General features: G+C 37.6%; 28 protein-coding genes. 26 read left to right on the forward strand and 2 right to left on the reverse strand.

From position 1 onward, the window contains the following. Nucleotides 1-46 precede the first annotated feature (46 nt). Nucleotides 47-1,450, reverse strand: a complete 1,404-nt coding sequence (locus B5D30_RS06570; protein WP_078807262.1) for a TrkH family potassium uptake protein — start codon at nucleotides 1,448-1,450, stop codon at nucleotides 47-49. Nucleotides 1,451-1,561: 111 nt separating this feature from the next. Between B5D30_RS06570 and rpmG the strand changes: the two genes are divergently transcribed. The 24 genes from rpmG to B5D30_RS13635 all read left to right on the forward strand — a co-directional run bounded on the left by rpmG (nucleotide 1,562) and on the right by B5D30_RS13635 (nucleotide 22,080). Further along, nucleotides 1,562-1,714, forward strand: coding sequence for a 50S ribosomal protein L33 (rpmG, locus tag B5D30_RS06575; RefSeq protein ID WP_078807263.1), 153 nt, complete (start codon nucleotides 1,562-1,564; stop codon nucleotides 1,712-1,714). Between the two features lie 16 nt (nucleotides 1,715-1,730). Next, a complete protein-coding gene (gene secE / locus B5D30_RS06580) occupies nucleotides 1,731-1,901 on the forward strand; it encodes a preprotein translocase subunit SecE (protein WP_078807264.1) in 171 nt (56 codons plus the stop codon). A gap of 141 nt (nucleotides 1,902-2,042) precedes the next feature. Then, nucleotides 2,043-2,606: a transcription termination/antitermination protein NusG gene (gene nusG, locus B5D30_RS06585; protein ID WP_078807265.1), complete on the forward strand. Its 564-nt coding sequence runs from the start codon at nucleotides 2,043-2,045 to the stop codon at nucleotides 2,604-2,606. A gap of 39 nt (nucleotides 2,607-2,645) precedes the next feature. Further along, nucleotides 2,646-3,959 (forward strand): GTPase ObgE, encoded by a 1,314-nt coding sequence (gene obgE / locus B5D30_RS06590; RefSeq protein WP_078807266.1) that lies wholly within the window; start codon nucleotides 2,646-2,648, stop codon nucleotides 3,957-3,959. Nucleotides 3,960-4,140: 181 nt separating this feature from the next. Further along, entirely contained in the window at nucleotides 4,141-4,902 is a 762-nt protein-coding gene (locus B5D30_RS06595; RefSeq protein WP_078807267.1) for an isoprenyl transferase, read from the forward strand. 289 nt (nucleotides 4,903-5,191) lie between these two features. Next, nucleotides 5,192-5,347 carry a hypothetical protein gene (locus B5D30_RS13625; protein ID WP_159443243.1) on the forward strand — a complete coding sequence of 52 codons (156 nt, stop codon included), beginning with the start codon at nucleotides 5,192-5,194 and terminating at the stop codon, nucleotides 5,345-5,347. Between the two features lie 76 nt (nucleotides 5,348-5,423). Beyond that, complete coding sequence (locus B5D30_RS13180) at nucleotides 5,424-5,630, forward strand: hypothetical protein (protein ID WP_144399513.1); 207 nt, start codon at nucleotides 5,424-5,426, stop codon at nucleotides 5,628-5,630. Then, nucleotides 5,551-6,348: a phosphatidate cytidylyltransferase gene (locus tag B5D30_RS06600; RefSeq protein ID WP_078807268.1), complete on the forward strand. Its 798-nt coding sequence runs from the start codon at nucleotides 5,551-5,553 to the stop codon at nucleotides 6,346-6,348. The genes B5D30_RS13180 and B5D30_RS06600 overlap by 80 nt, the downstream gene beginning before the upstream one ends. A 24-nt stretch (nucleotides 6,349-6,372) precedes the next feature. Continuing rightward, nucleotides 6,373-7,551, forward strand: a complete 1,179-nt coding sequence (dxr, locus tag B5D30_RS06605; RefSeq protein WP_078807269.1) for a 1-deoxy-D-xylulose-5-phosphate reductoisomerase — start codon at nucleotides 6,373-6,375, stop codon at nucleotides 7,549-7,551. Nucleotides 7,552-7,555: 4 nt separating this feature from the next. Then, complete coding sequence (gene rseP, locus B5D30_RS06610) at nucleotides 7,556-8,824, forward strand: RIP metalloprotease RseP (RefSeq protein ID WP_078807270.1); 1,269 nt, start codon at nucleotides 7,556-7,558, stop codon at nucleotides 8,822-8,824. Nucleotides 8,825-8,872: 48 nt separating this feature from the next. After that, a complete protein-coding gene (locus B5D30_RS06615; protein WP_078807271.1) occupies nucleotides 8,873-10,582 on the forward strand; it encodes a proline--tRNA ligase in 1,710 nt (569 codons plus the stop codon). 83 nt (nucleotides 10,583-10,665) lie between these two features. After that, nucleotides 10,666-11,391 (forward strand): MurR/RpiR family transcriptional regulator, encoded by a 726-nt coding sequence (locus tag B5D30_RS06620; protein WP_078807295.1) that lies wholly within the window; start codon nucleotides 10,666-10,668, stop codon nucleotides 11,389-11,391. Between the two features lie 212 nt (nucleotides 11,392-11,603). Next, nucleotides 11,604-12,908 carry a PTS sugar transporter subunit IIC gene (locus tag B5D30_RS06625; RefSeq protein WP_078807272.1) on the forward strand — a complete coding sequence of 435 codons (1,305 nt, stop codon included), beginning with the start codon at nucleotides 11,604-11,606 and terminating at the stop codon, nucleotides 12,906-12,908. Nucleotide 12,909: 1 nt separating this feature from the next. Further along, nucleotides 12,910-14,337, forward strand: coding sequence for a 6-phospho-beta-glucosidase (locus B5D30_RS06630; RefSeq protein ID WP_078807273.1), 1,428 nt, complete (start codon nucleotides 12,910-12,912; stop codon nucleotides 14,335-14,337). Nucleotides 14,338-14,583: 246 nt separating this feature from the next. Further along, nucleotides 14,584-15,165: an FUSC family protein gene (locus B5D30_RS06635; protein ID WP_078807274.1), complete on the forward strand. Its 582-nt coding sequence runs from the start codon at nucleotides 14,584-14,586 to the stop codon at nucleotides 15,163-15,165. Nucleotides 15,166-15,179: 14 nt separating this feature from the next. Then, nucleotides 15,180-15,689 carry a hypothetical protein gene (locus tag B5D30_RS06640; protein ID WP_078807275.1) on the forward strand — a complete coding sequence of 170 codons (510 nt, stop codon included), beginning with the start codon at nucleotides 15,180-15,182 and terminating at the stop codon, nucleotides 15,687-15,689. A gap of 25 nt (nucleotides 15,690-15,714) precedes the next feature. Continuing rightward, nucleotides 15,715-16,476 (forward strand): M15 family metallopeptidase, encoded by a 762-nt coding sequence (locus B5D30_RS06645; RefSeq protein WP_078807276.1) that lies wholly within the window; start codon nucleotides 15,715-15,717, stop codon nucleotides 16,474-16,476. Nucleotides 16,477-16,479: 3 nt separating this feature from the next. Further along, complete coding sequence (locus B5D30_RS06650) at nucleotides 16,480-17,097, forward strand: glycoside hydrolase family 73 protein (RefSeq protein ID WP_078807277.1); 618 nt, start codon at nucleotides 16,480-16,482, stop codon at nucleotides 17,095-17,097. A gap of 227 nt (nucleotides 17,098-17,324) precedes the next feature. Beyond that, nucleotides 17,325-18,542 carry a hypothetical protein gene (locus B5D30_RS06655; RefSeq protein WP_144399514.1) on the forward strand — a complete coding sequence of 406 codons (1,218 nt, stop codon included), beginning with the start codon at nucleotides 17,325-17,327 and terminating at the stop codon, nucleotides 18,540-18,542. A 176-nt stretch (nucleotides 18,543-18,718) separates the two neighbouring features. Continuing rightward, nucleotides 18,719-18,871 carry a putative holin-like toxin gene (locus B5D30_RS13630; protein ID WP_159443244.1) on the forward strand — a complete coding sequence of 51 codons (153 nt, stop codon included), beginning with the start codon at nucleotides 18,719-18,721 and terminating at the stop codon, nucleotides 18,869-18,871. A gap of 286 nt (nucleotides 18,872-19,157) precedes the next feature. Beyond that, nucleotides 19,158-20,081 (forward strand): hypothetical protein, encoded by a 924-nt coding sequence (locus B5D30_RS06660; RefSeq protein WP_078807279.1) that lies wholly within the window; start codon nucleotides 19,158-19,160, stop codon nucleotides 20,079-20,081. Between the two features lie 284 nt (nucleotides 20,082-20,365). Then, nucleotides 20,366-20,932 (forward strand): ABC transporter transmembrane domain-containing protein, encoded by a 567-nt coding sequence (locus B5D30_RS06665; RefSeq protein ID WP_078807280.1) that lies wholly within the window; start codon nucleotides 20,366-20,368, stop codon nucleotides 20,930-20,932. Further along, nucleotides 20,883-21,866 carry an ATP-binding cassette domain-containing protein gene (locus tag B5D30_RS06670; protein ID WP_159443245.1) on the forward strand — a complete coding sequence of 328 codons (984 nt, stop codon included), beginning with the start codon at nucleotides 20,883-20,885 and terminating at the stop codon, nucleotides 21,864-21,866. Before B5D30_RS06665 ends, B5D30_RS06670 begins: the two co-directional genes overlap by 50 nt. 61 nt (nucleotides 21,867-21,927) lie before the next feature. Beyond that, the gene (locus tag B5D30_RS13635) at nucleotides 21,928-22,080 is read left to right on the forward strand and encodes a hypothetical protein (protein ID WP_159443246.1); all 153 of its coding nucleotides are present in this window, start codon (nucleotides 21,928-21,930) and stop codon (nucleotides 22,078-22,080) included. 172 nt (nucleotides 22,081-22,252) lie between these two features. On the opposite strand, the gene B5D30_RS06675 is transcribed toward B5D30_RS13635, so the two are convergent. After that, on the reverse strand, nucleotides 22,253-23,032 hold the full coding sequence (locus B5D30_RS06675; RefSeq protein WP_078807282.1) for a Cof-type HAD-IIB family hydrolase: 780 nt from the start codon (nucleotides 23,030-23,032) through the stop codon (nucleotides 22,253-22,255). A gap of 399 nt (nucleotides 23,033-23,431) precedes the next feature. Between B5D30_RS06675 and miaA the strand changes: the two genes are divergently transcribed. Then, nucleotides 23,432-24,355, forward strand: coding sequence for a tRNA (adenosine(37)-N6)-dimethylallyltransferase MiaA (gene miaA / locus B5D30_RS06680; RefSeq protein WP_078807283.1), 924 nt, complete (start codon nucleotides 23,432-23,434; stop codon nucleotides 24,353-24,355). 115 nt (nucleotides 24,356-24,470) lie between these two features. Then, nucleotides 24,471-25,724, forward strand: a complete 1,254-nt coding sequence (gene hflX, locus B5D30_RS06685; RefSeq protein ID WP_078807284.1) for a GTPase HflX — start codon at nucleotides 24,471-24,473, stop codon at nucleotides 25,722-25,724. The last annotated feature ends 9 nt before the right edge of the window (nucleotides 25,725-25,733 follow it).

The following is a 25,733-nucleotide window of genomic DNA, read 5'->3' on the forward strand; positions in this document are numbered from 1 at the left end:
ACGAAACCAATAATAGAACAAAGGTTTCCGTGTTGCCTAGCTCGTTTTATCCAATAATAATTTTCTCCGTAGGATATAAATACCCAATATCCTGCGTTTGTTTTGGTACAAAGAGGAGGAGCATATAGAGTGTGCCGACACGTCCGACAAACATGAGAATGGCGATAGTAATTTTGCCAATGACGGTCAAATCATCTGTAATGCCGAGTGAAAGTCCTGTTGTTCCAAAGGCACTTGCGACTTCAAAGACAATGGCAATCATTTTTTGCTCTTGCGTTGCCATTAATATCAACGTAGCAAAGAAACAAAAGAGTAGCGATAAATTCATCACGACAACGGATTTTCGCACATCGTCATCGTCAATTCTTCGGCCGAAAATGTTGACTTTTTCTTCCCCTTTTAAGAACGAAATCACGTATAAAAATACAATGATAGCAGTTGTTGTCCGAATACCTCCGCCAACAGAAGAAGGAGAACAGCCGATAAACATTAAAAGTGAAAAAATCAGCAAAGTATTCGGTTGAAAATCCGTCATTGGATTGATTTGAAGTCCTGCGTTTCTTGTTGTCATGGAGTAAAACGCTGAGCTTGTCCATGCTTGAATTTCTGAGACATTTTTATAGAGATGATTTTTCTCAAAGGCGAAAATCAAAATGGTTCCAATAATGAATAAGCCTAAAAATGTCACAAGAGCAAGTTTTGAAAACAAAGAGAAGTTGTATTTTTTTCTGGATTGTTTATCTTTCCAATTGGCAATCCAATCGGTTATTTCAAGCAATACTGGAAAACCAATGCCACCTAAAAAGATGAGAAACATCACAACATATAAAAAGAAATAGTTGTGAGCAAATGGAATCATGGATTTCCCTGTTACATCAAAGCCGGAGTTCGTAACAGCAGAAATCGACTCGTAAATTCCCCAGAAAAAACTTTCTCCCCAGTTGTCATACAAACCTTTTGCATGAAAATAAATGCCAAAGGCAATACCAAAAAGAAATTGAGCGGCAATCAAAATAATCAATGCACGCTGAATCATTCGCACTACGCCAGAGAGTCTCGGTTGATTCATGTCAATCATGATTAGCTGTCTACGACGAAGGGAGATTTTTTTCTTGGAAAAGATGAACAAAAATGTCGAAATCATCATAATTCCAAGTCCACCCACTTGAAAAAGAATTTCCAAAAGGACAATACCAGCCGTGTTAAAGACGGTATGAATGTCAAAAGTGGTAAGTCCTGTCACGCTAGTTGTTGAAACAGACATGAAAATCATATCTAACAAACCAACTTTACTATTTGGCTGTCTGAAAAATGGCAGTTGAAACAAGATAAACGTAATCAACGTTAAAAATAAATAGTAAAACACAATAATCTGAATGGAAGAAAATCGTGAAATGATTTTTTTATCTATAAATTGATAGATTTTTTGTAATGAACGATGCTGACGCATAGAATTTCCCCACTTTTTTTTGTTTTTATTATTATAACATGGAATGGGAAATAATTTCATTTGAAATCCAAAGCAAAATATGGTAAATTGAAAGGTGAATGAGGTGTAAATATGGCAATTAAAAAAGCATCCCTTGCTTGTACGGTATGTGGCAATCGCAATTATTCGATTACAGCAGGAGACCACAAGCGTACAGAACGCTTGGAGGTTAAAAAGTTTTGTCGCTATTGTGGCAAGCATACGATTCATAGAGAAACAAAATAAGATTGGAGGAGTGAAAGTGAAATTTTTGAAAAGTGTTGTGCAAGAAATGAAAAAAGTAAGCTGGCCAACAAAACAACAACTTCGTAAATTTACGTTTATCGTATTTGAAACAACGATTCTTTTCGCTTTGATTTTCTGGATATTTGACACAGCAATCAAAGGTGGGTTCAACTTAATCTTGAAATAAAAGTTACACTGAGTTCTAAAAAGCTCGCAAATTTTAAAATTTGGTGTATAATACAAGATGAATGAAAGAGCTACGCGTAAAGTGGGCTTTTTTATTTTGAATTGAAAACAGAGCAAAATGACGAATAAAGGAGCAGAAAAAATGGCAAATGAGAGCTTTGAAAGAGAATGGTATGCACTACAAACTTATTCAGGATATGAAAACAAAGTAAAACGTGACTTGGAGCAACGTGCGTTGTCAATGGGAATGGAAGATTACATTTTCCGTGTTTTAGTACCGGAGGAAACAAAAGTTGATGAGAGTAAAATTGATAAAAATACAGGAAAACCAAAAGAATATCAAGAACAAATTTTCCCGGGATATGTTTTAGTTGAAATGGTGATGACTGATCAAAGTTGGTATATTGTGCGTAATACGCAAAATGTAACAGGTTTTGTTGGTTCACAAGGTGCAGGTAGCAAACCAGCTCCACTTTTGCCAGAGGAAATGGCGGGTATTTTGAGAATGATGAATCTTTCTATTCGTGTATCTGATTTGGAAGTGAATATTGGAGATACTGTTCGTATTATCGAAGGTGCATTTGCGAATATGACAGGAAATGTTTCAGAAATAGATTATGAAAAACACAAATTGAAAGTAGATATTGAAATGTTTGGTCGTGAAACGAGTGCAGAGCTTGATTTTGATCAAGTGGAAGAATTTTAATGAGCGAGCAACATTTTTATTGCAGAAGAAGGTGAGAAGATGTCAATGTTTTTAGATAGTGCCGTAATTGAGGTCAAAGCTGGTAAGGGTGGCGATGGTATGGTGGCTTTTCGTCGTGAAAAGTATGTGCCAGACGGTGGACCCGCTGGTGGTGACGGCGGTCGTGGTGGAGATGTGATTTTGGTTGTTGACGAGGGGCTTCGCACGCTAATGGATTTTCGTTACAATCGTCATTTCAAGGCGAAAGCTGGCGAAAATGGTATGAGCAAAGGAATGCACGGTCGTGGTGCAGAGGACAGAATTGTCCGTATTCCTCCGGGGACGACAATTCGTGATGCCCAAACAGGAAAATTACTCGGAGACTTGACGAAAAATGGCGAGGAATTAGTGATCGCCAAAGGCGGTCGTGGCGGTCGTGGAAATACTCGTTTTGCAACGCCTAAAAATCCAGCTCCAGAGCTTGCGGAAAATGGTGAACCGGGGCAAGAGAGAAAAATCGAGCTAGAATTGAAAGTTTTGGCAGATGTAGGACTTGTTGGTTTTCCGTCTGTTGGCAAGTCAACTCTTCTATCGGTAATTTCAGCGGCTCGACCAAAAATTGCAGCGTATCACTTTACAACGCTTGTGCCAAACTTGGGTATGGTGCAATTAAAAGATGGACGTAGCTTTGTTGCAGCCGATTTGCCGGGGCTAATCGAGGGTGCCTCTCAAGGAGTCGGTTTGGGAACTCAATTCTTGCGACATATTGAGCGAACACGTGTTATTTTGCACGTCATTGATATGAGTGGCATGGAAGGGCGAGACCCGTTTGAAGATTATTTGGCAATCAATAAAGAATTAGAGGCACATAATCTACGTTTATTGGAACGCCCACAAATTATCGTGGCAAATAAAATGGATATGCCAGAATCCGAAGAAAACTTAAAAGCGTTTAAAAAGAAATTGCAACAATTGAAAGCTGATGAATTTGCAGATGACGTACCAATTTTTGCTATTTCTGGGATTGCACATCAAGGAATTGAAAATTTACTTGCGAAAACAGCCGATGTGCTAGAAGAAACGCCAGAATTTCCACTTTACGAAGATGAAGAAATCGAAGATGTGGTTTATTACGGTTTCACACCTGATGAAAAACAATTCGACATTAAACGCTTGCCAGATGCCTCATGGGAATTGGTAGGACGTGATATTGAAAAATTATTCGCAATGACCAATTTTGCTCATGATGAGACCATTATGCGATTTGCTCGTCAACTGCGTTCAATGGGTGTTGACGAAGCACTAAGAGCCAGAGGAGCAAAAGATGGCGATATTGTGCATATTGGAAGTTTTGAGTTTGAGTTTGTGGATTAAACAAAAAAAAGCGGAAAGTTTTTTCCGTTTTTTTGTTTATGGGCACCTTTATAAGTCACCTTAAAATTTTCACCCTAAAGCTATAAAGAATAAGCTCCTTATGGTACAATGAAAGTTAGAGTAAAAAAAGATAGATGCTTAACAAGGAGAAAGAAAAATTTCGCTAGAGAAGGAGAGAGGAATGCTATCGAATTTGTTTTCAAAGAAAAAACTGATGGATGAAGAATTTTCTTTTGATGAAAAAGGATTGATTCCGCACCATGTGGCAGTTATTATGGACGGCAATGGTCGCTGGGCAAAAAAACGAATGCTCCCACGAATTGCAGGGCATAAAGAAGGTATGGAAGTAGTCAAGAAAATTACAAAATCTGCTAGTATGCTTGGCGTGAAGGTGTTGACCTTGTACGCATTTTCAACGGAAAATTGGAAACGACCCGATGACGAAGTGAATTTTTTGATGAAACTTCCAGTTGATTTTTTTGACAAGTTTGTTCCTGAACTAATCGAGGAAAATGTCAAAGTGAATGTGATGGGCTACATCAATCAATTGCCTGAACATACAAGAGATGCGGTAAATCGAGCGATAGAGGCAACGAAAGACAATACAGGGATGATTTTAAATTTTGCTCTTAACTACGGTAGTCGCACAGAAATCACGTCAGCTGTCGCAGCCATTGTGCAATCAGGCATTTCAGCAGATGAAGTGAGCGAAGAGGTGATTAGTGAGCATTTGATGACCAATGGTTTACCAAAAGAATATCGTGACCCTGAGCTTGTCATTCGTACAAGCGGTGAGGAGCGTATTAGCAATTTCTTACTCTGGCAAATTGCATATAGTGAATTTTATTTTACAGAAGAACTATGGCCAGATTTTAATGAGGAAAGTTTCAAACTAGCCCTCGGGAATTTCCAAAAGAGAAATCGACGATTTGGTGGAGTGTAAGGATAGAGAAAAGCGTAGAAGTGCGTTTTGAAGTCTGTGGCAGTGAGCCATGTCGTTTATTTAATCGAAACGTAGTTTCGATCGACATTGCGAACAGCCACCAGACTTCAGCACTTCGTAGCTAGACAAAGAAAAGCGGAGAGGGGCGTTTTGAAGTTTGTGGCAGTGAGCCGTACCGTTTACTTGCTAGAAACGGTAGTTTCTAGCGGTACTGCGAACAGCCACCAAACTTCAGCCCCTCGTAGCTAGACATAGAAAAGCGTAGAGGGGCGGTCAGTGGCTTGTCGCAGTGAGCCATGCCATTTACTTGCCTGAAGCAGAGCTTCAGGTGGCATTGCGAACAGCGACCAAGCCACTGCCCCTCGTAGCTAGACAAAGAAAAGCGAAATGGTGCGTTTTGGAGTTTGCAACAGTGAACACTGTCGTTTATTTACTAGAAACGTAAGTTTCTAGCGACATTGTGAGTAGTTGCCAGACTTCAGCCCCTCGTAGCTAGACAAAGAAAAGCGTAGAAGTGCGTTTTGAAGTCTGTGGCAGTGAGCCATGTCGTTTATTTAATCGAAACGCAGTTTCGATCGACATTGCGAACAGCCACCAGACTTCAGCACTTCGTAGCTAGACAAAGAAATAGAAAAGGAGCTGAAAAACTTGAGAACAAGAGTAATAACAGCAGTTGTTGCATTGATTGTGTTTATTCCTGTTATTGTAGCAGGAGGGATTTTTATTGAGGTGCTTACAAGTCTTATGGCAGCAGTCGGTGTGTATGAATTATTTAAAATGAGAAATTTAGACATTAGAAGTGCCGAGGGGGCATTGGCGATTTTAGGAAGTGTTTTTCTTGTATTTCCAGTCAAAAAATATTTAACCTTTTTGCCAACAGACGCAAATTGGGTGCTATTTTTCCTTGTCGTTCTAGGTTTTTTGGCAATGGTTGTGATTTCTAAAAATGAATACACATTTGAAGAAGCTGGATTCCCTATTTTGACGAGTTTATATGTTGGTTGCGGGTTTCAATATCTCGTTCAAGCACGTGGAAAAAGTTTGCTTGCATTGCTTTTTGCGTTATTTATCGTTTGGGCAACGGATATTGGAGCATACATGATTGGTAGACAATACGGAAGTCGTAAATTGGCACCGTCTATTTCGCCGAATAAAACAATTGAAGGCTCTCTTGGTGGAGTAGTTTGTGCAGTTGTCGTTGCATTGATTTTTCTACTTATTTATCCAGCAAAAGAAGTATTTGATAAAAGTTTACCAATTATGCTATTGTTTACAGCGATTTTCTCCATGTTCGGTCAGTTTGGCGATTTGGTGGAAAGTGCAATCAAACGTTTCTACGGTGTAAAAGATTCCGGAAATATTTTACCGGGACATGGTGGCATTTTGGATAGATTTGATAGCCTATTGTTTGTGTTTCCAGTTATGCACTTGTTTGGGTTATTCTAAAATTTGATAGAAGGACTGAAAAGGTTGAAAAATATTTGTTTATTAGGAGCGACAGGCTCTATTGGTGAAAGTTGTTGTGACGTGTTGCGAGGACACAAAGAGAAATTTCACCTGTCTGCTTTCTCTTTTCACAAAAATGTAGAAAAGGCACGAGCAATCATTCAGGAATTTTCACCGCAATATGTTAGTTGTGGAGATGAAGAGTCAAAAGAGCGTTTGTCAAAAGAATTTCCCAAGATAACGTTTGGCGTTGGCAGTCATGGATTGGTTGAAGCAGCAACGCTTGAAGAAGTAGACGTTGTCTTGACTGCTGTAAGTGGAGCGGTTGGTTTTACCCCGACACTTCAAGCGATTGAGAAAAAGAAAACAATCGCTCTTGCCAATAAAGAGACACTTGTCATGGCAGGAAAATGGATTATGGAAGCAGCACGTAAGCAAAATGTAAAAATTTTACCTGTTGACTCGGAACATTCAGCGATTTTCCAAGCATTGCAAGGGCAAGATAGAACTTCGCTTAGAAAACTTGTCATTACGGCAAGTGGCGGTTCATTTCGTGATTATACACGAGAAGAATTAGAACACGTAACCGTAGAGCAAGCGTTAAATCACCCGAATTGGTCAATGGGGAAAAAAATCACAATCGACTCTAGCACTATGATGAATAAAGGACTTGAGGTGATTGAGGCACATTGGCTGTTTGATGTTCCATATGAAAACATAGAAGTGGTTTTGCATAGGGAAAGCATTGTTCACTCAATGGTTGCTTTTCATGACGGAAGTTATCTCGCACAACTTGGGGCGAGTGATATGCGAGAGCCAATTCTTTTTGCCCTAGGTTTTCCAGAACGTCTGGAAATGAAAAATGAAAAACCGTTTGACCTCACGGAAATTGGCAAACTTCATTTTGAAAAAATGGACGAGGAACGTTTCCCAATGTTGCGATTGGCATTTGAATGTGGGAAAAAAGGCGGAAGTTTTCCGACTGTTTACAACGCAGCAAATGAAATTGCAGCCAATGCCTTTTTAGACGGGAAAATTCGCTATTTGGAAATTGAAAAATATGTCGCATTCGCTTGCTTACAACATAAAGAAAAAGAGGACTTGACCCTTGAGGACGTGATAGAAATTGATAAACGTACAAGAAATTTTGTGCGTAAGGAAATCGAATATGCACAAAGTCAAGAAAACGAGATGAGGAGGTAGTATTTTGCAAACAGCATTGACATTTATTTTTGTATTCGTAGTAATTGTAGTAGTACACGAGTTTGGGCATTTTTATTTTGCTAAAAAAAGTGGTATTTTAGTACGTGAATTTGCCATTGGTATGGGACCGAAAATCTTTTATCATCGTGCAAAAGACGGAACAGCTTATACCATTCGTCTGTTGCCACTTGGAGGGTATGTGCGTATGGCAGGTCTTGGTGATGATGAAACCGAGATTTACCCGGGAACACCAATGACCGTAGAATTGGATGAGGAAGGCAAAATTGCCAGAATGAATCTTTCTACAAAAGTCCAATTGACCAACGGGATTCCAATGGAAGTAGTAGAAATTGATTTGGACGAGAAATTGTTTCTTCTTGCACAAGTGGTAGGAAATGACGAAGAAGTTCGCTATGATGTGCGAAAAGATGCGACCGTTATAGAAAAAGATGGCACAGAATTATTGATTGCTCCACGTGAAGTGCAATTTCAATCGGCAAAAGTTTGGCAAAGAATTTTGACCAATTTTGCAGGTCCGATGAATAATTTTATTTTAGGAATTGTCGTGTTCATTATCATCACCTTTATCCAAGGGGGCGTGCAAGATTTGAACTCGAACAAACTTGGTGAAATTATGCCAGATTCTCCCGCTCAAAAAGCAGGGTTGAAAGAAGGCGATGAATTGCTTACGATTGAAGGAGTGAAAATCGCCAACTGGGAAGATTTGACGAACCAAATTCAGCCAAATCCGAACAAACCTCTGAAAATGGAAGTGAAAACTTCAAAAGGGGTGAAAACGTTGACGATTACACCGAAACAAAGTCCAGACACAAAAGAAAAAAGTGGAATGATTGGTATTATGCCACCGTTTGACAGCAGTGTTTCTGGAAAAGTCTTTGGTGGATTCAAACGTGCGATGACTATGAGTCTTGCGATTTTCAAAGGAATTGGCGGATTGTTCACCGCACCCTCACTCAACAAACTAGGTGGACCTGTTATGATGTTTAAAATGAGTGAACAAGCAAGCCAACAAGGGTTTGTGACAGTTCTTTCGCTCATGGCGATGCTCTCAATGAACCTTGGTTTCATGAATCTCTTGCCAATTCCAGCACTTGACGGTGGGAAAATTGTCCTGAATATCATTGAAGCGATTCGGAAAAAACCACTTAGTCAAGAAAAAGAAGGGATTTTAACCCTTATCGGTGTAGGTTTCATTGTTGCTTTGATGATTATGGTAACATGGAACGATATTACAAGATTCTTTTTTAAATAAATGAGGTTTTAAAAAACTCAAAAGTATAAATAAGGAGATTTACAAACTATGAAACAATCAAAAATGTTCATTCCAACTTTGCGTGAGGTGCCAAATGATGCACAAGCGTTAAGCCACCAATTGCTTTTGCGTGCAGGCTATGTTCGCCAAGTATCAGCAGGAATTTACTCTTACTTGCCACTTGCCAACCGTGTCATTGAAAAAGTAAAAGGAATTATGCGTGAAGAATTGGAGAAAATTGATGCAGTAGAAATGCTCATGCCTGCTCTTTTAACCGCAGATTTATGGCGAGAAAGTGGTCGTTATGACACGTACGGAGATGATTTATACAAATTGAAAAATCGTGAGCAATCAGATTTTATCTTAGGACCAACGCATGAAGAAACATTCACACAGCTAATCCGTGATGAAATTAAGAGCTATAAACGTTTGCCACTTAATTTATACCAAATTCAGCCAAAATATCGTGATGAAAAACGTCCTCGTTTTGGACTTTTGCGTGTGCGTGAATTTATTATGAAAGATGCGTACTCTTTCCATGCGAATCAAGAGTCTCTTGATGAATGTTATCGTGAGTATGAAACAGCTTATTCCAAGATTTTCGAGCGTTGTGGTTTGACATTCCGAGCGATTATTGGAGATGCTGGAGCAATGGGGGGAAGTGATTCTAAGGAATTTATGGCACTTGCAGATGTGGGAGAAGATACGATTGTTTACTCGACAACATCAGATTACGCAGCCAACTTAGAAATGGCGACAAGCCTGTATCAGCCAAATAAAGTGGTTGAAACTGCACTTTCTCTTGAGAAAGTATCCACACCAAATGCCAAATCAATTGAAGAAGTGTCGAATTTCTTAAACGTGCCAGCGGAAAAAATTATCAAATCTGTTTTGTTTATCGCAGACGAAACGCCAGTTCTTGCATTGGTGCGTGGGGACCATGAGGTCAATGACGTGAAGTTGAAAAATTATCTCGGAGCAGACTTTTTAGAAGAAGCATCTGAAGCAGATGTAAAACGTTACTTTGGTGCAGCCTTTGGTTCAATTGGTCCAGTTGGATTGAGCGAAGAAGTACGAGTGGTCGCAGATTTGTATGTAAATGATATGAATAACGCTGTGACAGGGGCAAATGAAGATGATTTCCATTATTTAAATGTCAATGTAAAACGTGACTTTACACCGAGAGACGTTGTGGATATTCGCAATGTGCAAGAGGGTGAAATTTCACCAGACGGTCAAGGAACGCTTGCGTTTGCTCGTGGGATTGAAATTGGTCATATTTTCAAACTTGGCACACGTTATTCTGAGAGTATGAATGCAAGAGTTTTGGATGAAAATGGAAGAGAAATTCCAGTGATTATGGGTTGTTATGGCTTAGGAGTTTCCCGACTTCTTTCAGCGATTGTAGAACAGCATGGAAGTGAGTCTGGCATTTCATGGCCGAAAGAAATCGCACCATTTGATGTGCATATTGTGCCAATGAATTTGAAAAAAGAAGAACAAGCACAGCTCACAGACGAAATTTACAAGACACTTTCAGAAAACGGTTTTGAAGTCTTAGTAGATGACCGCAATGAACGTGCTGGGGTGAAATTTGCCGACTCAGACCTCATTGGCTTACCACTTCGTGTAACCATTGGGAAAAAAGCAGAAGAGGGCATTGTTGAAGTAAAAATCTTAAAAACAGGTGAAATGCTTGAAGTGAAAAAAGAGGAACTTGTAAGTACTTTGAGAATACTTTTGGAGCGGGTGGGATAAGGAAGAGAATTATAAACAGATAAGACCGTTTGGGTGGTTTTATCTGTTTTTTAGAAAACAATGAGTTTGGAGCGGATAGGAAAATGTTTGATGAGGAAAAAGTAAATTCTTTAAACGAATTAGAATTAGAAGTTTATCGTTATATTATTGGCAATTACGAGGATATTACTAGTTTGACCATTCGTGAATTAGCACAAAAAATTCACGTATCAACCAGCACAATTGTTCGATTTGCGACAAAAATGGGTTTCCAAGGCTATTCTGAGCTAAAATATCATTTAAAAAAGAAGATAAAAGAGTCAAGTGATATTGAAAACTATTATGAAAATATGAATGAAGTAGAGCTGTTCTTACGAAAATTAGCAACAAAAGAATATCAAGAAAAAATCCAACCAGTAATTGAGATGATTCAAAAGGCGAAAATGACCGTTTTTAGCGGTATGGGAACAAGTGGGGCTCTAGCAAATTATGGTGCAAGATATTTTTCCAATTTAGGAATTGTTTCGTTTTCGATTACGGATCCGTATCACCCGATTTATCAAGGAGACTATCCCGATATTTTATTCATCATTCTTTCTGTTTCAGGAGAAACGATTCAGATGATTCATCAGGTGGAGGAGATAAAGCGTGGAGGGGCAAAAGTTTTGGCAATCACCAATAATGAACATTCGACTATTGCTCGACTTGCAGATAAAAATCTTTCATATTATGTAAAAGATGAAATGTTAAGCAGTCTGTCTGTACAATTGACGACTCAACTTCCAGTGATTGCTTTGATAGAAGTATTGGCTCATAAAGCACAACCGTAATAAACATAGATAGAGGCTTGAAGAAAGTGGAAATTTCTTTAAGCCTATTCTTTGTTATGGAAGAAGAAATGATTTTGTTTTTTATGATGAAACAAATTTCTTTTAGCGGAGAAAGTGTTTACAATGTTTTTATTTAGTGTATGCTAATGACATAGACAACAAGCAGTGCACGCAGTCTAAAAAGAATATATTAAAATGGAGGATTTATTACAATGAATGATTTTGTAAATGAACGCTTATTGCCACCTGTAATGAAGTTTGTTTCGACAAAGCCAATGATGGCATTAAGAAATGGAATGCTTTATGTAATGCCTTTTACGATAATTGGCTCGATTTTTCTACTTTTATCCAATATTCCGATTCAGTCATTGGCAGATATGATCAAAAGTGCTGGATTGGATGTGTTTTTTAATCAAGCATTTGGGGCATCTTTTGCGATTATGGCATTTTTTGCAGTGATGGGGATTGCGATTAGTTACTGTCAAGAAACAGGAATGAAAGCAAGTGATGCAATTCCAGCTGGTTTTGTTGCATTGACAAATTTTATTTTGTTGCAATCAGCAGAAATCCTAACAGAGGCAAGCAAATCAAAAGAAACAGTCGTTGTTGGCAATATTATCAATAAGGATTGGGCTGGCGGAAAAGGAATGATTGTTGCGATTATCGTTGGACTTATTACGGGATTTGTTTATTCTTGGTTTATCCAGCATGACATTCGTATTAAATTACCTGAAGGTGTACCTGAAAATGTAGCTGGTTCATTTACAGCACTCATTCCAGGTGTGGTATTGATTACAGGTACATTGATTGTTTATTCTATTTTTAAACTCACTTTAAATACAACATTTTTTGATTTTATCTATAAAGTATTGCAAACACCTCTTCAAGGGATGACAGATTCTATTGGTGGTGCGTTGTTAATGGGAATACTAATTCCGCTGTTGTGGAGTTTTGGTGTACATGGATCAACTATTGTTGGAGGGATTATGGGGCCAATTTTGACGAGTAATTCTCTTGACAATCAAGCGATTGTAGATGCAGGAAAAGAACTTACCATTGCAAACGGTGGAAGAATTGTGACACAACAATTTTTAGATCAATTTATGACGGTTACAGGAGCAGGCATGACAATAGGGATTGTTATTTATATGGTTGCTTTTGCGAAAGCGAAACAATATCGGACTTTAGGAAAATTATCTATTGTACCAGCACTTTTTAATATCAATGAGCCGATTATTTTTGCAACCCCAATTGTAATGAATCCTATCATGATGCTACCGTTTATTATTACCCCTACTTTGTCTGCTTTGATTACTTATGGTGCATTGGCAAGTGGCTTGGTTCCATTGTTTAAGGCAGTCATTGTTCCGTGGACGACACCACCGATTATTTCAGGTTTTCTTGTAGGAGGGTGGCAAGCAGCGGTGTTACAATTTGTTGTATTGGCGTTATCATTTTTCATTTATCTACCATTTATTCGTAAAATGGATGGATTAGCAAAAGAAGAGGAGGAGTAAAATGTCATTAAGAGAGAAATTTTTATGGGGTGGCGCCGTAGCTGCTCATCAATTGGAGGGTGCATGGCAAGCTGGGGGGAAAGGAGTGTCTGTTGCAGATGTAATGACTGTTGGTGGAAATGGTGTTCCAAGAAGGATTACAGACGGTATTCTACCAAATGAAAATTATCCTAATCATGAGGGAATTGATTTTTATCATCGTTATAAAGAAGATGTAAAACTATTCGCAGAACTTGGGTTAAAATGTTTTCGTACTTCGATAGCATGGACGAGAATTTTTCCAAAAGGAGATGAAGTAGAACCAAATGAGGCAGGCTTACAATTTTATGATGATTTATTTGATGAATGTCTAAAGTATGGTATCACACCTATTGTGACACTTTCACATTTTGAAATGCCGTATTTTTTGGTTACAGAATATGGTGGTTGGCGAAATAGAAAGATGATTGATTTTTTTGCTCATTTTGCTGAAGTAGTGTTTACACGCTATAAAGGCAAAGTAAAATATTGGATGACATTTAATGAAATCAACAATCAAGCGAATTTTCATGAAGATTTTGCTCCTTTTACAAACTCTGGTTTACGTTTTGAGATAGGGGAGAATCGTGAAGAGTTGATGTATCAAGCAGCACACTATGAGCTTGTTGCATCGGCAAAAGCGGTTATATTGGGCAAGAAAATAAATCCAGAATTTCAAATTGGAAGTATGATTGCGATGTGTCCTATTTATCCAGCTACTTGTAAGCCAGATGATATGATGAGTGCAACGGTTGCGATGCAACGTAGGTATTGGTTTAGTGATGTGCACTGTCGTGGACATTATCCAAGCTATATTTTGAAATATTTGGAGAGACAAGAAATTCATTTGGATAAAACAGAGGACGATGTAATGCTACTCTCAAAAGGAAAGGTTGATTACATCGGGTTTAGTTACTATATGAGTTTTGCGATTCAAGACACAGGGGAATCTCCTGCCTTTGATTATGATGAGTCAAAAGATTTGGTTGAGAACCATTATGTGAAATCTAGCGAGTGGGGCTGGCAAATTGATCCGACAGGCTTGCGCTATGCACTGAATTGGTTTAATGAACGCTATGAACTTCCTCTTTTTATTGTGGAAAATGGATTTGGGGCAAGAGATGAAGTAAATGTTTCCGGTGAAATCAACGATTATTATCGCATAGAATATCTAAAAGCTCATGTCAAAGAAATGAAAAATGCAGTAGAATATGACGGAGTAGATGTAATTGGCTATACTCCGTGGGGAATTATTGATTTAGTTTCTGCAGGCACAGGAGAAATGGAAAAACGCTATGGCGTGATTTATGTTGATAAGAATAATCGAGGTGAAGGAACATTAGAGCGGAAAAAGAAACAGTCATTTGATTGGTATCGCAAGGTTATTGAGGAAAACGGAGAGAATTTATAAGCAATATGCATCTCTAAAAACTCATATTTATCTCCAAATTGCTAATTTAGAGGTACCCTTAAATGGAGTTTTTAGATCTAACTTTAATTTTACAAGAGTCTAGGAATTTTCTCCGAGACTCTTATTTCATATTGAAAAAATCTTAAAATTTCATTCCACCCCCTTTTCCACAAAGGTATTTATAGCAGAAAAAACAATTTTACGTTATGATAGAGAAGAACACTTTAAAAAAGGTAGTGGCAAAAAATGCAGATTGGTAATTTTAGGTTAGGTATGCGGACGGTGAAAACGGGCGTGGCAGTTTTCTTTTGTATTTTGCTCTTTGGACTTCTGCAACGTGGAAATCCTATGATTGCGTGTATTGCTGCCGTGTTTAGCTTACGTCAAGATTTTACGACCTCAGTTAGCTTTGGGAAAAGTAGAATAATCGGTAATACAGTTGGTGGTGCTTGTGCGGTGCTGTATTTTTTAATTGCAGAACATTTTCAAAGACACTTTCTTGTGCAATTATTTATTCTTCCTTTTTTCATTGTTGTGTGTATCTCGTTTTCCAATGGAATTAAAAATAATGCAGGAATTATTGCCAGCGTTGCAACGCTTTTGATGATTTCGCTCAATATTCCAGAAAATGAGACCATTTCTTACGCATTTCAGCGTGTGCTAGATACTTTTATCGGTACGTTTATTGCGATTTTGATGAACATTACTATGCGTGAGAAAGCTGAACAAGAGGAAATTTCGCTAGAGCATGATATTGAACGTTTGCAAATGGAAGAGGAAAAACTACGGAAATTGCGTGAGACATTCATCGAAAAAAATAACAAATAAAAGGAATGAGGAAAATGGAAAAAGCCTTAGTTGAATTGATTACAGCACGTGTGAATGAACGTTTCCAAAACGAAACGGAATTTTATCAAAGTCAATTAGGATTGACACACGAGGAGTGGGAAAATTGGAAACGAGGAGTGTTTTTTGTAAGCGAAAAAGGAGTAGCTGCGATGATTCAGCTATTTACCGATTATGAGTGGATGCTCATTCAAAAAGTCATTCGCCAAACGAAAGTCATTCCTGAAAAGGAACAAGGAGCAGTAGATGATTTTAACAAAATGAAACTGGCGATTGCAAAAAAATGGATGACAAGCGAACTTGCAACGGTTGATCTTGTCGAACGTTTGCAAGAAGTTGATAAGTTAACGAAAACAATCGAATTACGCATTATTTTAAGCTATGATGCTTGGGGATATAGTGATATTTTGACGTTCACATTCCCAGCAGTAGAACGTGACAAAGTAGCAGGGAGCAGGCGTGAATTGATCCAATATATGACGAGTTTGGAAAAGCGTGAGAGTTAATTTGACGGAGGTGTAATATCAGAAAATGAAAAAAATAATCCAGTTAGTTTCTGTTTTCGGTGTTCTGATAGGAATTGGTTTGATTGCCTTTCGTGTGGGTGAAAATATGCCAATGGAATATACCACTTTTGCACAGGAAACCAAACAACAAAAAGAAGAAAATAAAGTAGCAATCGCTTTGCCTAACGTAAAGACAAGCGATTGGGATTTGGTACTTGTGAATGATACGCACAAAGCAAGCGAAAAAGCTCCTGAGCTAGAAAAATTAAGCAATGGCTATGAGCTAGACAAGCGTGTAGCACCTTTCTGGGTGAAGTTAAATGCAGCTGCTGAAAAAGCAGGACATGAACTTCAAATGGTTTCTGCCTATCGTTCGCCTGAAGAACAGGAAAAAATCGTGCAGGAAAATATCGGGCTAAATATGTCGGAAAACATGAGTGAGGAAGAGGCACAAGAAGAGACGATGAAAGTCATGACACGTCCGGGATATTCAGAGCATAATACTGGCTTGGCTCTTGATGTGGTAGGAGTAGATTATTATAATGATCATCTTGACAATTTACTCGTAAAAGAATATGCTCAAGATGCAAGTGCAAAATGGCTTGCCCTCCACGTTTCAGAATATGGTTTTATTCTGCGTTATCCCCAAGGAGCTCAAAGTATTACAGGAATTAATTTTGAGCCGTGGCATTTCCGTTATGTAGGTGTGGAAAATGCGAAATATATCACAGAACATCACTTAACATTGGAAGAATATATTGAATTATTAAAAGGAGTTGGAAAGTAGCAAGTGGCAAAACGACGAAAAAAAAGAAAATTTATTTTAAGAAGAGTGATAGTTGTAGCTTGCTTATTAGTTGTTGGATTTTTCTTTGCGATAAAAGTATTAGATTTATTTGGCGAAGGAAATTCCAAGAGTGAGGAAAGCGTAAAAGAAGAAAGTGTAACAAAGGAAGGGTTTATCGAAAAAATTGCTCCCTATGCACAAGAGTTAGGACAGGCATACGGTGTAAAGCCGAGTATTATTTTAAGTCAGGCGATTTTAGAGAGCGACTTCGGTCAGAGTAAATTGGCAAAGAAATACAAAAATCTTTTTGGTGTCAAAGCATACGGCAATGCACCTAAAGTGTCATTGGATACGAAGGAATTTGTCGATGAAAAATGGATTACCATAAAAGGTGAGTTTCGTGTTTATGCAACCTGGAACGAGTCAATGGACGATCACACAAAACTGTTCGTAGAAGGTGTGGATTGGAATCCTGAGTTATACAAAGAAGTATTTACCTCAAAAGATTACAAAGAAGCAGCAAAAGCAGTACAAGACGCAGGGTACGCAACAGACCCAGACTATGCAGAAAAGCTGATTCATGTTATTGAACAGTATCATTTGGATAAATATGATTCTTAATCGGTAGAGAAATTGTATGGAAACATTCATATAATTTCTCTATTTTTTGTACTCCTCATTCTAGTTACGAGGTGCTGAAGTCTGGTGGTTGTTTGCTTTATTTCATTCATTTTTAAAATTAATCACAGGAGAATTGTTACCGATAGGTGCGAAAAATGGTGGAAAAAAGAAGAAAATATGTTAATTTAATCCCAAAAGGGAATACAAAAAAACGGAGGATACAGAAAATGAAAGAAAAATTACAAAATCTACAAAAGAAACACGTGATTGCTGGTGTTGTGGGAGTGTTTGTCGTTCTGATTGGTTTGACGTTTGTTGTGACGAAAAACGTTGAGGCGAAACGTGCGGAGGCGATTGCGGAGCAGAAAAAAGAGTTTGAGAAGAAAAGTAAGGACTTGGAGAGTATTCAGAGTGAAATCAAAGGTCTTTGGGAAGATGAGACAAAAGGATTTTTGAAAAAAGAAGTGTCAGAGGATACTTTCAAGAAACTTCAAAAGCAGTTTTCAGAGCATAAAATCGCAAAAGAAGTAGAAAACAAACAAGTAGAGAGTGCGAAAAATGACTACAACAAAGAAATCGCAAAAACGACAAAAGTTTTTGGTGATTTTGAGGTGACGTTTAACTCTCAAACAAAAACAAATGCACTGTTCAAAGCACCCGTTGTTATTGGAAAAGAAGTCAAAAAAGACGGAACGATTTCAGACGGTTTGACGATTGAAAAAATCAATGAAGTCGATACTGAAGTCTTAAACAACGAGTTTTCAAAAGCGGTCGCAGAGTTGAAAAAAATTGCGACTGACCAAGTCAACGGCATTACCAACAGCAAAAAAGCGGTAGAGGCTCTTTTCAAAGACGGAAAACCGCTTGACAACGAAGAAAATTACAACAAAGTAAAAAAAGAAGTTGAAAAAATCAAGAATGAAACTGCCAAAAAAGAGCTACTTGCCAAACTTGACCAAGTGAAAAAAGTGGTCGAGGAGAAGAAAAAAGTAGCCGAAGAAAAAGCGAAAAAAGAGGCGGAAGAAAAGAAAGCAGCAGAAAAAGCAGAGGCGGAGGCAGCCGCAGAACAATCTGGCGGAAAAGCCGTGCAAGACGACAGCGGAAATTGGGCAGTGGAAACACCACAAGGTGTAACCGTAGCCCCAAGTCAAGCAGCACCTCAAGCTCAAGCACCAAGCAATAACAATAACGGAAGTAGTACAGGTGGCGGGAATACCGCAAGTCCACAAACTCCTGCCCCACAGCCTGCACCGAGTCAACCAGTGACGATTGTTGCGGGAGCTGTTGGGAATAGTGGAATGATTTTCGATACAGAATCAGAGGCTGATGCTTGGGCGACTGCGGAACGCTGGAAAGAGGGAGGAAAATGGTTTAAGAAATCACAACAAGTTGTTGACATAGTTTATTCTGACGGTAGCAGAAAATGGACGGTGAATTTCTTTTAATAATAGTAAAACCCAACCTCTCATTTTGGAGGTTGGGTTTTGTTTTAATTAATTTCGTTTAGAAAAAAAGACAAATTTTGTAAAAATTGCTTGTTTAATCACAGGAGTTAGTTTAGAATGGTTTTAGGGAACGAAAGTTTAATTGACGGTAGCTAAATACTTTTTGAGAGGAAGTGATGCCTATGAAAGTAGGATTTAAAGTTCGCATTCTAACGAAAGGATTAGCACTTAAAATGACTGTTGCAGAGGCTCTGTCATTGATGTTAGCGTTTGGCTCTTTTGTCGCAACGCTCATCTTTGGTATCCTTGAAGCCAACAAGAAAAAGTAAAAAACCCGTCTCTACTTTAGCCAGTTGACGGGTTTTTTATAACTTCAATATAGCTACCGACTTTTAATCGGTCGTTCCTTATAGTTTTATTATATACCGAAATTAAAAGAAGTCAACTGAAAAATCATAAATAAGGCAAAAGCCAACTTTCATTTTATTTGAGAGTTGGCTTTTTTTGCGTTTGAGAAAGAAAGGAAAAAGCGAAATGCCAATAAAAAATCGTTCGCCTTCGTAAAAATCGAGGTGAAAAAGACAAACTAAAAGAAAATTAAAATAGGAGGTTAAAATGAATTTTCATTTCAAACAAAAAGTAAAAAAAGCAACGGTTTTATCTGCTTTGTTGCTTGCAGGGTTTGCACAAGCACGAAATGTCTCCAGTGAAACGTTAGATATTCAATATCTAAGTCCAACCGTTCATTATGAAAGTCATACACAGGGTTATACTGGTTTTGCTGATATTTCTAGGATGTATATTGACGGCAAACTTGGGTGGTGTATTGAGCCAGAAACCCCCGCACACGCAGGGGCTGGATATAGTAGCACACCTAGCTATAATCATAAGATGAATCTCATTACCGCTATGGCAAGCGATTTAGGAGCTGAAACGAATAACGAAATTTTTGTTGGTGCTTTGAAAATGTTGCATGGCGAAATTAATTGGACGTGGGATAAATTGACAGGAATGACTATGGCAACGGCAGATTCGGCGATTGGTCGTATTAACACGAAAATCACTGAATGGAATACAAAACCAAGTTTTGACGGTCAAACGATAACGGTGAAGTATGGCGATAGTATCACTTTGACGGATACGAACAATGTTCTAAGTGAATATTCGAATATGAAAGTTAATAGTGCAAATGTAATCTATTCAATTAGTGGAAATAAAATAACTATTACCCCAAAAGACGCTACCAAAGCTAGTGGTATTTTAGGTTTCCAAAGACCCAAAAGATATGGTTCACCGTTAGTCTGGGATAAACCGAGTTCTCAAAAAATTATTACACAAGGCGACCCTTTTAGCTTACCTTTCAACATCAACATAAAAGTAACCCTCCAAGGAGATGCCGAAATCCTAAAACTAGACAAAGTAACCAGAAAACCAGTCGCAGGGGTATCCTACAAAGTCGATTTCTCGGACGGCACACCAAGCAGAACCGTTACAACTGGAAAAATCCCTTGTTTTATCGCAGGTTTTAGATTAGAATAATTTGTATAGAAATGCCACAAAGAAAATAATTGAAAGAGGTGTGAGAAGATGAACAATGAATAGTAGCCCACAAAATAAATGAGAATTTCAGAAGCAATCAGATAGACTTTTCTCCAAAAATTTTGTGGCGAATACCATAATGATAAAGCAACTATAAAAAAATGAGTTTTGCGAATTTGTTAGTGGAAAATGGTTGATCTATTATCCGCAGATTTGCAAACAATTTTGGAGGATTTATTCGATATGCTTAAACAACTTGTTGGAAAAAATTATTTTTCTACTATATCTTTTTCTTATTTTTAACTTGGTTAGAGTCCATTATATTTCCAATGGTTATGCAAATGATTATTTTAGCCATTCAAAAACATGACTTGAAAGAGTTGACCATGAGTTTTTCTTCTTTCTTGATACTTAGTGCTTTGACTGTTATCGGTTTAACAGGAAAACGAATTTTTTATGCTAAAATTGATAAAACGTTTAAATACGAGTTGAAAGCAAAAGTGTTTGAACAGCTACTCAAACAAGAAAAATCAGAAAACGCACTTTCTTTGATTGAAAATGATGTTAATCAACTTTCATCCAATTATTTGGAACCATTTGTGATTATTCTCTCAGCTATCGGGACGATTGTCATTAGTATGAGTTATATTTTATATACGAATCTGCTCATTGGTGCAATTTTTGTTGCCTCATCAGCAGTTATTTCGTTATTTAATGGCATTGGTGTAAAAAAATTGAATCATTTATCGGAAGAAAAGTCTCGTTATAATGCAAAATATTTCAAAAGACTTCAAGATTTTTTTGCAAGGAAGACAAGTCATCCGAGATTATCAGGCACAGGCTTTCTTTAAAAAATATTTTCCTCGTGATTTACTTTATTCCGAGGAGGCAAATGTTCGTTTGGAAACGCAGAAAGCGTGGAATAATACCTATATTTACTCGCTTGAGATGTTTTTTAGTTTCTTGCCGTTGATGATTGGTGCATTTTTTTCTTATCAAGGTCAACTTGAAATCAGCAGTTTGGTTGCCATTTATATAGCGAATTTGAGCATTGGGTATAGTTTCCAAGATTTAACGTATTACCTTAATTCGATTAAAGGAATGAAGAAATTAAAAGAAAAGATTATGAGTATTTTATCTTGGAAGGAAGAAAAAGCGAATATTCAGCAGGAAGAATCATCTATTTTTCCGATAAAATTTGAAAATGTAAGTTTTTCGTATGATGAAAAAGAGCTTTTTGAGAATCTTTCATTTGAGATAAAATTCGGTGAAAAAGTAGCGATTGTAGGTGAAAGCGGAGCTGGGCAAACAACGCTTTTAAAATTAATTACAGGTGAATTGTTACCGACAGGTGGAAAAATCACGTATCGAGGAAAAGAATTTTCATCAGAATTTCTAAAAAATAATTTGACGTATATTAGGCAAGAACATCACATTTTCAACTTAACTTTGGCAGAAAATGTGGCATTAAATGATGAAATTGATAGAGAAAAAGCACTTTTGAGTTTGTCGAAAAGTCAATATAACCCTTCTTTTTTAGAGAATACGATAGAGAAAGATGAATTATCTGGCGGTGAAAAAAGTCGAATTGAACTTGCTCGTGCGTTATATAGAGAAAAGGATTTATTGCTTGTCGATGAGGCAAAAGCACATTTGGACAAAAAGACAAGCCGGCAGATTGCTCATATTTTGCACCATTTACCTGTCACGATGATTGAAATTAGTCATCAAATTGAGGATTTGAGTGTGTATGACCAAGTGATTGCCATTCCTCAAAGGGAATGATTTAGGGGAATGTAGGGATTTTGCTTAATTCTTATTCCTTACTTGTATTGTAGGGAAAAATATGCGTTTGTTTTTTATGTATGCAACGCTTTCGATTCTCTATTGGTTTCTTTCGTTTGTTTTTGACACAATTTTACTAAAAGTAGAAATGAAAGCTACGCAAAAACAAGTGAATATGATGAGAGGAAGAGTTTTGACGGCATTTGAACACTAAAATTTTGTAGATTACCAAAAACAAGAAAATGGGAAAAAAGTTGCATTACTTACAACGGATATTCAATTGATTGAACAGAAGAAAACAAAAAATACTTTGATGAAATTATTGAATTGACACAGTTTAAAAGAGGCTGGAATATCACTCTACCCTCTTTTAAACTGCGTTTATTTTACAGCAAATCAAAATGTTTCAATGCTTGAACCAAACCGCCCTCGGTATTTTTTCCAGTAATATATTCGGCAACAGCTTTTGTTTCTTCGACTCCATTGCCCATTGCGATACCATGCGTTACTGCTTTTAAGAGAGGAACATCATTTGCTCCGTCACCAAAGGCGAACGTTGGAATATCTTTATGTCCTAAATAGTCGAGCAAGCGATTGACTCCGCTACCTTTATCGTTTTCGCTTGAAACAATGTCGATTGAATAACGTTGATTGCGGAAAAAATTCAATTCTGGGAATGCTTCGTGGTAAAGTTTATCTTTTTCAGGCTCGTTTGTTATCGCAAGAAGAAGATGAACGGCTTTTTCCTTGTATAAATCACTTGCCTCTCTTGGAGGGAGTGCGTTAATTGTTTGATAAGCGTGTTTCATGTTTTCAGTTACTTGATAAGCCCAGTAATCATGAGCATTGTAAAAACACATGCCCATACCTAAATCATTTGAAAATTCAATGAAACGCTCAATGACGGAAATTGGTAGTGCATCTTCGTAAATTGTTTTCTCTTGCATTTGAATAAATTGCCCGTTTAATGCAACGATAGAGTCAATTCCAATTTGTTTCATAATATGTTCCACTTCGACAATACTTCGTCCTGTTGCAATCAAAGGAAGAACATCATTTTTCTTTAATTGGCTAATCGCTGTGATGACCTCGTTATCCACTTGAGATTTTTCGTTTAACACTGTTCCGTCTAAATCAAAAAAACATATCGCCTTATATTCCTGCATTTTCTCCGCTCCTTGTTGTGATTGAAAAGTCTAGTCAAATTATTTTTTGTGTCTATGATAAGGGCTCCTCTAAAAACTCCGCTTAAGACTAAATTAGCTAGTTTTTCGATTTTCGAGAAAATCGACGAAAGCTATGTGGTTCATAGGTTGAGGAGATTGACAAAGAAAATCGGAAAACTAGCAATTTAGGATAAGTGCGAGTTTTTAGAGGTGCCCATAAATGCTATATCTTCATTTTACCATTTCATTGTTAAAAAAGCATCTTTTCTTATAGAGTGTCTCTAAAAATAGTTGGGTAAATTTTTTTTATCAAAACAATAGTATTATTCATCATAAAGCTGATTTTTTGTTACAATAGAAATGAGGTACTTGGAAGATAATAGAATTTCGGAGAAAAAAATGAGTAAAGCGAAAATAATTGCGATTGTAGGTCCTACCGCTGTCGGAAAAACAGCTCTTGGCATAGAGCTTGCACAGCGTTTTAACGGAGAAATTATTAGCGGAGATTCTCTGCAAGTGTATAAAAGGTTGGATATTGGTACAGCAAAAGCGACAAGTGAAGAGCAAAATCAAGCCATTCATCACTTGATTGACGTGAGAGAAATTAATGAAAATTATTCTGCAAGTGATTTTCAGCATTCAGCAAAAGCATTGATTGAAGAAATTACTGCACGCAAGCGATTGCCGATTGTTGTTGGCGGAACTGGTTTGTATATTCAAAGTTTACTAGAAGACTATTCATTGGGAGGTGTTCATCATTTTCCACACGTGCGTGAAAAATATGAAAAATACCTAGAAGAAAACGGCAAAACTGCTCTTTGGGAACTTTTGTACAAGAAAGATGTGAAAAGTGCAGAAATGACGCATGAAAACAATACACGGCGGATTATTCGTGCATTGGAAGTGCTTGAAAACACAGGAAAAAGCATTGTGCAAGCGGACGGGACAACGGATTTGGATTTGTACCAGTCAAAGATTTTTGGCTTGACGACGAAAAGAGAATTACTTTATGAGCGAATTAATTTGCGAGTGAAACAAATGCAGGAAAACGGTTTGCTTGAGGAGGCGAGATTTCTTTATGAAAACTATCCGAACGCTCAAGCAGCAGCAGGAATTGGATATAAGGAATTTTTCCCTTATTTTAAAGGGGAAATCACTCTTGATATGGCGATAGAAAAAGTTCAACAACATTCACGCAACTATGCAAAACGACAATTGACATGGTTTAGAAACCGCATGAATACAGAATGGTTTGACCTTGTTGAAAATGGCGAAGAAAAAGAGAAATTGTTTCAAGAAGTAGAACAATTTTTGGCATTATGAAGGAATGGTAGGAATTTTTGAGTAAGAAAGACTTCGAGCTTGCGAGTGTCCCATTTGGGTGCAGCGGAAGTCAAGTTTCAAGAAATCCCGAAGTGATTTCGCAGAAAGGAGCAACATGGATACACAAAAAGAAAAAGCAATCTTGGTTGGTGTGAAAACTTATGCAAACGGAGAAAATTTTGAGTCCTCGATGAAAGAGTTGAAAAATTTGACCAAAACAGCAGAAGGGGAAGTAGTTTTAGAGCTAACCCAAAATTTGCAAGAAATTGATAGAAAAACGGTCATAGGAAAAGGGAAATTGCAAGAGCTTGCGGAGTTGATAGAGGCTCATGAGGCGAATTTGGTCATTTTTAACCACGAACTTTCTCCTCGACAAGCGAACAATATTGAAGAAGTGCTAAATGTGAAAGTTTTGGATAGAGTTCAGTTGATTTTGGATATTTTTGCAATGCGTGCAAGAAGTCGTGAAGGAAAATTGCAAGTTGAGCTTGCACAACTTCAATATGTGAGTCAGCGGCTTTCTGGTGGAAGTGGATTGGCACTTTCTCGTCAAGGTGGAGGAATTGGTGCAAGAGGTGCTGGTGAAAGCAAACTCGAAACCGACAGACGACATATTCGCACGAGAATTACGATGATCAAAAAAGAATTAAAAGAAATTGCCGCTCATCGCTTGCGTATGAGAGATAAAAGGCGAGAAAGTAATGTTTTCCAAATTGGTTTAATTGGCTATACAAACGCTGGGAAATCAACGATTTTAAATCTTTTGACATCTGCGAATACTTATGAGGAAAATCAATTATTTGCTACTCTTGACCCACTTACGAAAAAATGGATGCTCCCACAAGGGATGATTGTCACATTGACCGATACAGTAGGATTCATTCAAGATTTGCCAACGCAATTAGTCGAGGCATTTCAGTCAACGCTTGAGGAAAGTAAAAATGTAGATTTACTTCTTCACGTGGTAGATGCGAGCAATCCTTATCATATCCAGCATGAAGAAACAGTGCTTGAGTTATTAAAAGAGCTGGAAATGGAAAGTTTGCCGATTTTGACTGTTTACAATAAGTCAGACAAGTTAACAGAGGAATTTACGCCAACGCTATTTCCAAATGTTTTGATTTCTTCTAAAAGCACTGTGGGAAAAGAGGCACTCACAGACGCCGTTCGCAAGCGAATGATGGAAATTATGGAGCCGTACGATTTCTCGCTTTTTGCCAATCAAGGAAAAGAACTACATGATTTACGTGTGGAAAGTATTTTGCTAATAGAAGAATATCGTGAAGAAACCAATGATTACCACGTAAAAGGATTTGCTAAAACGGGGAGTAAATGGGTATCTGAAAAGAATACTTATGAAGAATATTGACAATCAAAA

The sequence above is a fragment of the Pilibacter termitis genome (assembly GCF_900167335.1).
In the GTDB taxonomy this organism is placed as follows: domain Bacteria; phylum Bacillota; class Bacilli; order Lactobacillales; family Streptococcaceae; genus Pilibacter; species Pilibacter termitis.